Below are 10792 nucleotides of genomic sequence, written 5' to 3' on the forward strand. Positions count from 1 at the left end.
TCAAGCTGGAGTGCTGCTAAAGTACAAGACTGTGATGCATAGATACCGCTATGCCATTCTGGATAGTGACGCTTCTGTGGTCGCTCATGGCCTCTGATCGCCGGAATTTTACACGAATGGCGGTGGTGGCGGATTGACCGCGGGCGGCGGGCAGGCGAGTATCGCCATGGGCACCATACGGACGCGAGCGACGCGATGATTCCGCCCCACGGTTTCCCCCACCGTCCGTCTGCCGATGGATAAACGCATCGTCCTGTTCGCCGACGGCGGCGACAGTTGGCACCGCGGCCGGCTGCTGCGCGCCTTTCGCAGGGCGGGTGTGGAGCCAGTGGTGGCGTCGCTGTGCGATGTCGACGTGGTGATCGAGCCCGGCTCGTGGGGCCTGCGCATCCCCGGCCTGCGCGGCGGGCCGCCCGACGCCGCGCTGGTGCGCACCGTGGCCGGCGGTGGGTTCGAGCCGGTGACCCTGCGCCTCGACGCGCTGCACGCGCTCTCGGCGCTGGGTGTGCCGGTGGTGAACCCGGCGCGCGCCATCGAACGTTGCGTTGACAAGGCGATGACCAGCTTCCGCCTGCACCTCGCCGGCCTGCCGACGCCGCCGACCTTCGCCAGCGAATCACCGGACCGTGCGGAATCGCACCTTCGCCGCGCGCTGGAGCGCGGCGAGACCCTGGTGCAGAAGCCGCTGTTCGGCTCGCAGGGGCGCGGGCTGCGCCGACTGGAGCGCGGCGACGCGCTGGAGGAGGGCGAGGGGGTGCGATACCTCCAACGCTTCGTCGCGGGCGACGGGATCGGATACCGCGACTGGCGCGTGTTCGTGATCGGCGGCCGGCCGGTCGCCGCCATGATGCGCGTTGGGCGCGGCTGGATCACCAACGTCCACCAGGGGGCAGCCTGCCATCCGGTGCGCGGCGACTCCGAGTTGGAGACGCTCGCCGTGGCCGCCGCCGCCGCGGTCGGGGCGGAGTACGCCGGCGTCGACGTCATCCGCGACGCCGACGGCCGCGCCTTCGTGCTGGAGGTCAACAGCATGCCGGCGTGGCGCGGCCTGCAGGCGGTGACCGAGATCGACATCGCTGCGGCGCTGGTCGAGCACGTGCTCGGCCGCGCGGCAACCGGCGGGGCCGGCGATGACCCCGGCTGAGGTCGAGGCCGCGCTGCGCGACGCCTGCCTCGCCGAGCTGCGGGCGCTGAAGCCCGGCAACGTGCACGTCCACGCCCCGGGGCAGGAGGCGCTGTTGCGCGACTTCGCGCACAGCGCCGAGGTTTCCGCCGCGGCGCTGTGCGCAGGCCCTGGCGGCGTCGGCGCGCGGGCGCTGCGCGCCGTCGAGGCGACGCGGCGGTCGGTCGGCCACAACACCAACCTGGGCATCGTGCTGCTGGCGGCGCCGCTGGCCGAGGCCGCCCTCGATCCGGGCGGCGGCCCCCTGCGGGAGCGGCTGCGGCGGGTGCTCGCCCGGCTCGACCGCACGGACGCGGCGCTGGCCTTCCGGGCCATCGTGTTGGCCGCCCCGGCGGGATTGGGGGCGGCGCCGGAGCACGACGTGCGGGACGAGCCCTCGGTGACCCTGCTGGAGGCGATGCGCGCCGCGGCGTCCCGGGACCGCAACGCCGCGCAGTACGCCAGCGGCTTCGCCGACGTGTTCGGCCTGGGCGTGCCGCGGCTGCGCGGGTTGCCCGATCCCTGGGCGGCGACCGGCGCCTTCCTCGGCTTCCTGGCCGCCGGGCCGGACAGCCACGTGCTGCGCAAACACGGCGCCGCGACCGCCGAGGCGGTGCGCCGTCGGGCGTCCGCACTCGACGCCGCGATCCAGGCGGAAGGCGGCGACCCGCGCGTCCGCGAGGCGGAACTGCGCCGCTTCGACCGCCTGCTGCGGCGTGCCCACCTGAACCCCGGAACCTGCGCCGACCTGACGGTCGCCAGCCTGTTCGCTGACCGGCTGCTCAAAGGAGATACAGCATCCGTGTCCCATTCGGGGGTTTTTCTACTTTAGTCCAATTTAGATTCCCACAGTGATGGTCTAATGTCGGGCATCAATCCAGAGACCATGGTTGAGCTTTTTGCCGAAGCTCGCCAGCAATGGTCGCGGTGCCGTCTTGGCGGGGCACGCGTCATTGGAATTCGTATTGCTGGCAACCGAAAATTCCAAACCGAATGTGGGAGGGAGGACAATGGCGAAGATCACCGGCATGGTGGTTGGCGAGTCCCTGGTCGGCGACGGCAACGAGGTCGCGCACATCGACCTCATCCTCGGGCCGAAGGGCAGCCCGGCGGAACAGGCCTTCGCGAACAGCCTGACCAACAACAAGGACGGCTTTACGTCGCTGCTCGCGGTGATCGGGCCGAACCTGATGTGCAAGCCGCCGACCGTGATGTTCAACAAGGTGACCATCAAGGACGCGCGGCAGGCCGTGCAGATGTTCGGGCCGGCGCAGCGCGGCGTCGCCATGGCGGTGGCGGATTCCGTGAAGGAAGGCGTTATCCCGGTCGAAGAGGCTGACAACCTCTTCATCTGCGTCGGCGTCTTCATCCACTGGGAAGCGGCGGACGACGCCAAGATCCAGCGCTTCAACTACGAGGCCACCAAGGAAGCCATTGCCCGCGCGGTCAGCGGCGAGCCCTCGGCGCGCCAGATGCTCGACAAGATGTCGTCGGTGAGCCACCCGTTCGCGGCGGCCGGTGACGATTGAAAGTCCCGCGGCGAGCCCCAGCAAGTTCAGAACGAGAAAAGTCCGTCCAAGGTCAGCCTCGGGGTTCGTTTGCTGAATTACGTGCTTGGCCGTCATCCGTCGCACGAGGGCTGATGGCAAACGGTGACGGGGACCCGCGTCGTGTCCTCGTGGGCCTCAGGGCCTCCCACTCGTTATTGGCCGGTGTCCAGCCGGCCAATAACGCTCTTTTCCAGCCGCCCGTCATGCAGCGCGCTCGCCAGCAACACGCCGGCGACGCCCATTCGCGCGAGCGCCTCCAGATCCTCCGCGCCGCGCACGCCGCCGGCCGCGTACACGCTGCGCCCGTCGGCCCGCGCCTGCACCGCCGACAGCCGCTCGACGTCCGGCCCGGCGGCGGAGCCGACCCGGGCCAGCGTCATGACGATCACCCGCTCCGGCCACGCGTCCGCGCCGTGCTCCAGCTCCGGCGGCCCGAGGAAGCGGTCGCCGAGCCAGTCCAGCGACAGCGCGAGAGCCCCCGTCGGCACCGCCGCGCGGATCGCCACGAGATCCGCCGCCGATGCCAGCGATTCCGTGCCGGCCACCACGACGCGGGCGCCGTGCTCCAGCACCGCAACGGCCTCCCGCGGTCCGTTCACCCCGGCGTCCACCCACAGTATCAGCTGCGGGAAACGGGCCGCCAGCCGCGCAGTCACCGCGCGGTGATCGCCGGTGCGGCGGATGGCGTCGAGGTCGGCGACGTACAGCGAGCGGAACGGATGCAGGCGCAGCAGGCCCTCCACCACGTCCTCCGGCGCGCTGCCGGCGCAGAGCGACGACTGCAGCGGCTGGTAGCGGCTGCGGTCGCCCTGGCGGGCGTGCACCACGGTGCCGCCAAGAAGATCCAGCACGGGGATGAGTTCCATGACCACGCGAGTCTTCGTGTGCGAGTACGTGACCGGCGGCGGCCTGAAGGACGGCCCCATGGCCGCTCTGCTGCCGGAGGCCGAGATGATGGTCGCCGCGCTGGTCAAGGATCTCACGGCGGTGGAGGGGGTGCAAGTCACGCTCGCCCGCGACCGCCGCCTGCCGCCACTTCCGATGCCGGTTTCCATCCACTGGGTCTCCGTGGACGATCCCTGGCCGCAGTGGGAGCGCGCCCTCGCCGGCCATGACGCGCTGTGGCCACTGGCGCCGGAGACCGGTGGGCTGTTGGAGCGGGTGTCGCGCATGGCCGGCGACACCGGCGTCCGGTTGCTCGGCAGCGCCCCCGACGCGGTCGCCGTCACCGCCAGCAAGTCCGCCACGGCGGCGGTGCTGGTGGCGGCCGGCGTGCCGGTGATACCGACCTTCCCGCGGGACGCGCCGCCCCCCGCCGAGCATGGTTGGGTGCTCAAGCCGGACGATGGTGCCGGGGCGGAGGGCGTGCGCCGGATCGCCGCGTGGCGGGACGCGGGCGATACGGTCGGAATGGTGGTGCAGCCGTTTATTCCCGGCGTGCCAGCCAGCCTGAGCGTGCTGTGCCGCGACGGCCGCGGCTGGTTGCTGTCGGCCAACGCCCAGCGCATCGAGATCGGCGCCGGGGGCGCCTTCGCTTACCGTGGCAGCGACGTCGGCGCCCTGGCCGGCCGCGCCGCCGAGCTGCGCCCGCTGGCCGAAGCCGTCGCCGCGGCGCTGCCCGGCCTGTGGGGCTACGTCGGCATCGACCTTGTGCTGAGCGACGTCGGGCCGGTCGTCGTCGAGGTCAATCCGCGCCTGACGACGTCCTATGTCGGGCTGCGGCGGGCGCTGGGGGTGAACCCGGCGGCGCTGGTCCTCGATCTGCTGACCGGCGATCCCCATCCGCCGGACGCGGGCGCGCTGCCGATGGTCGAGGTGCGGGTGTGAGAAGGGGGAGCGCATGGGCGTGGTGATCGGCTGGGACATCGGCGGGGCGCATCTCAAGGCGGCGTGGCTCGACGCGGAGGGGCGGGTGCTCGCCGTCCGGCAGCAGCCGTGCCGCCTGTGGGAGGGGCTCGACCGGCTCGACGAGGCCATGCGCGCCGTCGGCTCCGGCCTGCCGTCGGCCCGCCGCCATTGCGTCACCATGACCGGCGAGCTGGTCGACCTCTTCCCCGACCGCACGGCGGGCGTGGCGGCGCTGGTCGAGGTGGCGGCGCGGCTGCCGGGCGAGGTGGCGTTCTGGGCGGGCGAGGCCGGGTTCCTGCCGGCCGGGCGCGCGGTGGACGCGGCGCACGCGGTCGCCTCGGCGAACTGGCTGGCGACGGCGACGCTGGTGGCGTGGCGGCACCCGGCGGCACTGGTCATCGACATCGGCAGCACCACCACCGACCTGATTCCGGTGATCGAGGGCCGCGTCGCGGCGCGCGGGCGCACCGACCGCGCCCGTCTCGCTGCCGGGGAGCTGGTCTACACCGGCCTGACCCGCACACCGGTGATGGCGGTGGCGGATGCGCTGCCCTGGGCCGGCGACCGCGTGCCGGTGATGGCCGAGCATTTCGCCGCCACCGCCGACGCGCACCGCGTGCTTGGCCAGTTGGACGAGCACGCCGACCAGCATCCGGCCGCCGACGGCCAAGCCAAGACGATGGAGGCCAGCGCCCGCCGCCTCGGCCGGATGATCGGCGTCGATTGGCACGAGGCCGGCCCGGAGGCGTGGCGCGCTCTCGCCGCCGCGGTGGTGGAGGCGCAGTTGCAGACGATCACGCGCGCCGCCCTGCAGGTGCTGTCGGCGATGCCTGTGGCGGAGATGCCTGTCGTCGGCGCCGGGGTGGGGCGGGCCTTGGTGGCGGAGCTGGCGCGCCGGCTCGGCCGCGAGCACCTGGACTTCGCGTCGCTGGTCCCGCCCGCGCCGGGCGCGCCGCCGGAGACCGCGGCCTGGACCGCCTACTGTGCGCCGGCGGTGGCGGTGGCAGCGCTCGGCCGTTGAACGCCGCACCGGTCGAGCGCGCGGCGCACCGCGGCGAGCGCCCGCGGATCGAGCGCGCCGCTTCGTCCGTGCGGTCCGCACAGTGCGCCGCGGAAGCCCAGATAGTCCGGCCGCAGCGCCGCCAGCGCCGGCACGTCGTCGAGGCGCAGCGAGCCCGCCAGCCCGGTCATCAACCCCAGCGCCCGCGCCTGCGCCAGGAAGGCGGCGAGCGCTGGAAGATCCATGTGACGCAGCAGCGGCCCCGCCGCCTTGTCGGCGGTGTCGATCATGGCGCCGAGGAACCCGGCCTCGGCCAGCGGCCCCAGCACCGACAGGTCGGGGGCGCGGTCGGCGAACAGCACGGCGACCAGCCGCGCCGGACGGCCGCGGCGCTCCTTCAGCGCGGCGAGGCAGCCGGGCAGGTCGCCGTCGAACAGGCCGATCTTGACGATGCCGACACCGGTGGCCGCCGTGTACGCCACCGCTTCGGCCACCCGCGGCGGGTCGAGCGGCAGGTCGCCGATGGTGGCGCTGACCGGCCGCCGGCCGCCGACCGCGGCGACGCAGGCGCCCAGCACCGCCGAGGGAAGCGCGCCGAGCGCGCCCGCCGCCGGGTTCTTCAGGTCGATGATGTCGGCACCGCCGTCGAGCGCCAGGGCGGCCTCGGCTGCGCTCATGACGCTGGCCAGCAGGCGGGTCACGCCGCGCTCTCCCGCGTCCGCGCCCGCCACGCGGCGACGTGGTCCTGCAGCCAGCCCCAGGCCTCCAGTTCCTCGGGGCCGGCGGTCTTGCCCACGGCGACGGCGAGGTGGGCCATCTCCGCGTCCACCCGCTCGGCCGGCAGCATGCGCAGCCGCGACACCAGCACCGCCGCCTCGACCACGGCCGCCTTGGCGCGGTTGAGGCCGCGGAAGGGGGCGTGCGTCTCCTCGTGCACGATGTCCAGGTGGAAGCGCGGGCGCACCGGGTCGTCCTCCACCAGCGCCACCGCCGCCTCGGCGTGGGCGAGCGCGGCGTCGAGCACGGCGCCCTCGATGGCGGTGGCGGGGTGCGTCGGCCAGTCGTGCCGGCCGCAGATGCAGCCGGCGATCACGCGGACGTCGTCGGTGTAGTTGATCACCACGCTGCGCCGGGCCATCAGGTTGTCCAGCGTCCGTGACGGCCGGAACGGCGCCAGCACCGGCCGCGCCCCGGCGGTGAGCGTCAGCCCCATGGGGGCGACGTGCGGGCGCCCCTCGGCGTCGAGGGTGGTGACCACGGTCTCCTGGATCATACGGGGGCGAGCCTCCGTGCGCGTTCGCGCGCCAGCCGGCCGGGCAGTTCCACTCTGTCCGCCAGCGCCGCCGCCAGCAGACCGGCGTCGCCGGGGCCGAGGCAGCAGGCCGTGCAGTCCGGCGGCAGGAAGCGCCGAAAGGCCGGATCGACCAAGTCCCCCGCCATCGCCTCGCCGAGGGGCAAGCCGTCCGGTGGCCGGGGTGCCGACTTGATCAGCACCAGCCGCCGTGCCCGCAGGCGCCCGGCCAGCCAGGCGGACAGGCTGTCGGAGGTGACCTCCCAGCTCGCCGGCACCTCCGGCGCGCCGAGCGTCAGCGGCACCGGCATCCACACCGGGACGCGCCCCTCCAGACGGCGCGCCGTCAGGTCGGCCAGCGAGGCGGCCGGCGCCAGTCTCTCGGCCAGCGCGCACAGCGCCCGCCCGTACTGTTCCATGGCCAGCAGCGCCAGATGGTGCGCCGTGCCGTCGTCGAAGCCGAGGCTCGCCTGCGCATCGCGCACCGCGTCGGCGAACGGGCCGCCGCCGGGCACCAGCACGACGCGGCCAGCGCCCCCGGCCAGCGCGGCGAGCCAGCCGCGCAACAGGTCCGGCGTCCCGGCCACGCTGCCGCCGATCTTGACGACCCAGAGATCCTGCGCCGGAGCCGTCATGCCGGTCACAGGTCGGGCTGGTGGCGTTCGATCTCGACGCCGACGCCGTCGGTTTCCGGGAACACGTCCAGCTTCTCGACGGTCAGGCGCACGGTGCGCACGCGGGAATCGACCAGGCAGAGTTCGGCGATGCCGTCGGCGAAGGTCTCCACCAAGTTGATGTGGCCGCGCGCCGCCAGCGCCTTGATGCCGTCGACGATCACGTCGTAGGAGACGACGTTGTCGATGTTGTCGTCGAAGGGCGTGACGCCCTGCACCACGTCCATCGCGACGTTCACGCGGACGCGCTGCGGCGCCTGCTTCTCATAATCGTAGACGCCGATACGGACCATCAGCATCAGGTCCTTGATGTGGATGCGGTAGGTCTTGGGGACGGGCCGGGTCCTGGAACGCGAGGCCAGCCCGGTCGCGAGCGCGAGAGGCAGCTCCATCGGACGGAGACTCCAAAAGTCAGTATAGAAATGTCCCGCTGCGGACTGAAAAAGTCCAGTCGTACCAAAGTCTAACGTTCCCGCATTGCGGGTCGGGTCTAGTATTGCTGGAAAACCCATACCCCCAATGCGCGGGTGCGGAAAAGTCGATCGGGAGGCGGCATGATCGGAACCAGGGTAAGGCGCGGGCTGGCCGTGGCGGTCGTCGCCGGGATGGCGGCGACCGGGGCGCTGGCCGCGGCGAACGAGCTGACGCCGGCGCAGACGCTGCTGTTCGACACCGACCAGCTGAAGAACCTGCCGCAGGCCTCCATCGTGCGCTACCGCTTCCACAAGGACGGCGCGCTGGAGCCGGGCTTCGACGACGCGGCCGAGCTGACGGTCGGCGCGCTCGGGCCGGACGGGCGCCGCGACCTCGACGTCCGCTTCCTGACGCCGCCGCGCGGCCTCGACTTCGAGCCCTTCAAGCAGTTCCGCGGCAACCCGCTGGTGATGCTGTTCCTGGAGCGCGACGTGCGCGAGATGAAGCGGCTGACCGGCGGCTCCGACCTCTACTTCCGCAACCGCATCCGCCACGCGCTGGCCCGTCCGGACACCGAGGTGCGGCCGGTCACCGTCGATTGGCAGGGAAACAAGGTGCCCGCCACCGAGGTCGTCATTCATCCCTATGTGGCGGACGAGCTGATCGAGCGCTACCGCAAGTTCGAGCACAAGGAATACCGCATCATCGTGTCGGAGGCGGTGCCGGGCATGCTCTACGCCGCCCGCGCGATGACGCCGGCCGCCGACGGCGGCCCGCCGCTGACCGACGACCGGATGATCCTGGAAGGGGCTGCGCCATGAAGACCGTCGAACTGATCTTCGCCGCCACCATGGCGCTGTCGCCCACACCGGCCCCGGCCGACGACTACCCGACGGCGACGCGTGCCGAGTACGTGTTTGCCTGCATGGCCAGCAACGGCCAGACGCCGGAGGTGCTGCGCAAGTGCGCTTGCAGCATCGACGCCATCGCCGAGCGGGTCCCCTACGCCTCCTACGAGAAGGTGGAGACCATCCTGGCGATGCAGCAGATTCCCGGTGGCCGCGCCGCGTACTTCAAAGAGGCGGCCTGGGCGAAGGAACTGCTGGAGGAACTGCGCCGGGCGCAGGCCGAGGCGAACCTGAAGTGCTTCTGAGGTCACCTCACCCGTTCGACGCCCCAATCGTCCATCGCCCGGCGTACGTCGTACCCTTGGTGTCCACCGCGCGCACTTCCAGCACGCCCGGTTCGAGCGGCGTGAAGGTGAAGTGGATGCTCGGATCCTCGCTGATCGAGATGTCGCCGGTCAGGCCCAGCACCGGGCGGCCGTTGTACGTCACATCGAGAGTCGTGATGTAGTGCGGCGGGATGTAGGTGCGCGACACCTGGTCGAACTGCAGGCCGGAGTTGTTCGGGTGGCTGATCAGCAGTTGCAGCCGCGCCGGCTCGCCCACCCGCACCTCCTCCACGCCGTTCAGCTTCATCCGGCCGAGCCGCGCCAGCGCCGCCACCTGGTCCTTGCCGGCCGGGGCCGAACAGCCGCCGGCCGCCTTGACGAAGCGCTCGCTCATCAGCAGGCGGCCGTCGTTGGTCTCGGCCACCACGCGGACCGGTGTGTACTCGTTGATGCGGATCCGCGTGGCGATGACCGGCGCCGCACCGTCGGCCGGGAAGGTGAAGACGCCGGCCGACGGCGCCGGGTTGTTGTCGATGATCAGACGGATCTCCCGGATGCCGTCCGGGCCGCTCTGCGGCGCTCTGGTGGAGAAGGACACCGGGACGATCGCCGCGTCCTCGGCGCGCGTCGGCGTCTCCAGCACCAGCCGGTCGCCGGCCGGCGCGATCGGCCGGTCGCCGTACAGTTGTTCGCGGATGTAGTCCCAGCGCGAGTCGTCCGCTATGGCCGGCGCCACGGCCGGCGCGGCGGCCAGAAGGGCGGCCAGAAGGGCGGAGGCGGCGAGGCACGGCGGGGCAGGGCGGAGCATGGGTGTCACTCCCATTCCAGTTCGGTGAAGGTGGCGGCGACGTTGCGCCGGTGGTAGTCGTCGAAGAGCGTCCAGCGCCCGCGCTCGGCGGCGCCGGCTTGATCCATGGCCTGCTCGATGGTGGCATGCCGGCGTTGCAGGGCGCGGATGTCCTCGACGAGGGTCGCCAGGTAGCGCCGCAGATCGGCCAGCGCGCCCGGCCAGTCGGTCACGACCGGCCCATGGCCGGGGACGACCCGCACTGCGCGCACCGCTGCCAGCCGGTCAAGCGCGGCGAGCCAGCCCCTGGCGCTGCCGTCGATGGCCGGCACGCGCTCGACGAACAGCAGGTCGCCGGTCCACAGCGTGCTGGTGGTGGCGTCGAAGACGGTCAGGTCGTTGTCGGTGTGCGCCGTCGGATGGGCCTGCAGCGTCAGCACCCGGCCGCCCAGGTCGATGTCGCGCCGGTCGGCGACGGTGGCGGTGGGCGGCACCAGCTCGGTGCCCGTGGCACCCTCGCCGAGGTCGCGTCGCGCCGCCTCCAGGTAATGCGGGCCGCGGCGCGCCAGGGCGTTCGGCAGCGCCTTGTGGCCGATGAACTCCGGCGCGTCCGCGCGGAAGGCGGCGTTCCCGAGGATGTGGTCGGGGTGCACGTGCGTGTTGATGACGTAACGGACCGGAAGCGGCGTGGCCGCGGCGACCGCAGCGCGCAGGCGGTGGCCGACGGCGGCGCTGCCGCCGGTGTCGATCACCGCCACCGCGTCGCGCCCGACGACGAAGCCGATGTTGGCGATGGCGCCGAGGTTGTCCGGCCCGCTCTCTGCGTGCACGCCCCGGTGCACATAGACGCCCTCGGCCACCGCGGCGACGGCCAGCGGCGGGGGCTGCGCCC

General features: G+C 72.5%; 14 protein-coding genes. 7 read left to right on the forward strand and 7 right to left on the reverse strand.

Annotated features, from left to right (window positions below; genetic code table 11):
* Positions 1-235: 235 nt before the first annotated feature.
* From TSO221_RS30225 to fae, 3 genes are all read left to right on the forward strand, one after another.
* Positions 236-1144, forward strand: a complete 909-nt coding sequence (locus tag TSO221_RS30225) for a RimK family alpha-L-glutamate ligase (protein WP_109122221.1) — start codon at positions 236-238, stop codon at positions 1142-1144.
* On the forward strand, positions 1131-1994 hold the full coding sequence (locus tag TSO221_RS30230; RefSeq protein WP_109122222.1) for a triphosphoribosyl-dephospho-CoA synthase: 864 nt from the start codon (positions 1131-1133) through the stop codon (positions 1992-1994). The genes TSO221_RS30225 and TSO221_RS30230 overlap by 14 nt, the downstream gene beginning before the upstream one ends.
* Positions 1995-2172: 178 nt before the next feature.
* Positions 2173-2691 (forward strand): formaldehyde-activating enzyme, encoded by a 519-nt coding sequence (fae, locus tag TSO221_RS30235; RefSeq protein ID WP_109122223.1) that lies wholly within the window; start codon positions 2173-2175, stop codon positions 2689-2691.
* Between the two features lie 173 nt (positions 2692-2864).
* Here the strand turns inward: fae and TSO221_RS30240 are convergent, their stop codons facing one another.
* On the reverse strand, positions 2865-3578 hold the full coding sequence (locus TSO221_RS30240) for a HisA/HisF-related TIM barrel protein (RefSeq protein WP_247878339.1): 714 nt from the start codon (positions 3576-3578) through the stop codon (positions 2865-2867).
* Here TSO221_RS30240 and TSO221_RS30245 point away from each other — a divergent pair.
* Both TSO221_RS30245 and TSO221_RS30250 read left to right on the forward strand, forming a co-directional pair.
* Entirely contained in the window at positions 3577-4539 is a 963-nt protein-coding gene (locus tag TSO221_RS30245) for an ATP-grasp domain-containing protein (protein ID WP_247878340.1), read from the forward strand. The two genes, TSO221_RS30240 and TSO221_RS30245, sit on opposite strands and share 2 nt — an antisense overlap.
* Positions 4540-4552: 13 nt before the next feature.
* Positions 4553-5581 (forward strand): hydantoinase/oxoprolinase family protein, encoded by a 1029-nt coding sequence (locus tag TSO221_RS30250; protein ID WP_109122225.1) that lies wholly within the window; start codon positions 4553-4555, stop codon positions 5579-5581.
* Here TSO221_RS30250 and TSO221_RS30255 read toward each other — a convergent pair.
* Genes TSO221_RS30255 through TSO221_RS30270 form a run of 4 tightly spaced genes read right to left on the reverse strand, consistent with a single transcriptional unit; the run spans position 5539 to position 7917 of the window.
* Positions 5539-6261, reverse strand: coding sequence for a (5-formylfuran-3-yl)methyl phosphate synthase (locus TSO221_RS30255; protein WP_109122234.1), 723 nt, complete (start codon positions 6259-6261; stop codon positions 5539-5541). The genes TSO221_RS30250 and TSO221_RS30255 overlap by 43 nt on opposite strands.
* Entirely contained in the window at positions 6258-6833 is a 576-nt protein-coding gene (locus TSO221_RS30260) for a DUF447 domain-containing protein (RefSeq protein ID WP_109122226.1), read from the reverse strand. The genes TSO221_RS30255 and TSO221_RS30260 overlap by 4 nt, the downstream gene beginning before the upstream one ends.
* Entirely contained in the window at positions 6830-7486 is a 657-nt protein-coding gene (locus TSO221_RS30265) for a hypothetical protein (protein ID WP_109122235.1), read from the reverse strand. Before TSO221_RS30265 ends, TSO221_RS30260 begins: the two co-directional genes overlap by 4 nt.
* A 5-nt stretch (positions 7487-7491) precedes the next feature.
* Complete coding sequence (locus TSO221_RS30270) at positions 7492-7917, reverse strand: dihydroneopterin aldolase (RefSeq protein ID WP_109122227.1); 426 nt, start codon at positions 7915-7917, stop codon at positions 7492-7494.
* Between the two features lie 162 nt (positions 7918-8079).
* Here TSO221_RS30270 and TSO221_RS30275 point away from each other — a divergent pair, with 162 nt between their 5' ends.
* Both TSO221_RS30275 and TSO221_RS30280 read left to right on the forward strand, forming a co-directional pair.
* Entirely contained in the window at positions 8080-8760 is a 681-nt protein-coding gene (locus tag TSO221_RS30275) for a hypothetical protein (protein ID WP_109122228.1), read from the forward strand.
* On the forward strand, positions 8757-9092 hold the full coding sequence (locus TSO221_RS30280; protein WP_247878341.1) for a hypothetical protein: 336 nt from the start codon (positions 8757-8759) through the stop codon (positions 9090-9092). The genes TSO221_RS30275 and TSO221_RS30280 overlap by 4 nt, the downstream gene beginning before the upstream one ends.
* A 7-nt stretch (positions 9093-9099) precedes the next feature.
* Here TSO221_RS30280 and TSO221_RS30285 read toward each other — a convergent pair whose 3' ends face one another.
* The gene (locus TSO221_RS30285; RefSeq protein ID WP_109122229.1) at positions 9100-9921 is read right to left on the reverse strand and encodes a quinoprotein dehydrogenase-associated SoxYZ-like carrier; all 822 of its coding nucleotides are present in this window, start codon (positions 9919-9921) and stop codon (positions 9100-9102) included.
* 5 nt (positions 9922-9926) lie between these two features.
* Positions 9927-10792: quinoprotein relay system zinc metallohydrolase 2 (locus TSO221_RS30290; protein ID WP_109122230.1), on the reverse strand; the 866-nt coding region annotated here is incomplete at its 5' end.

The sequence above is a fragment of the Azospirillum sp. TSO22-1 genome, assembly GCF_003116015.1.
Lineage (GTDB): Bacteria > Pseudomonadota > Alphaproteobacteria > Azospirillales > Azospirillaceae > Azospirillum.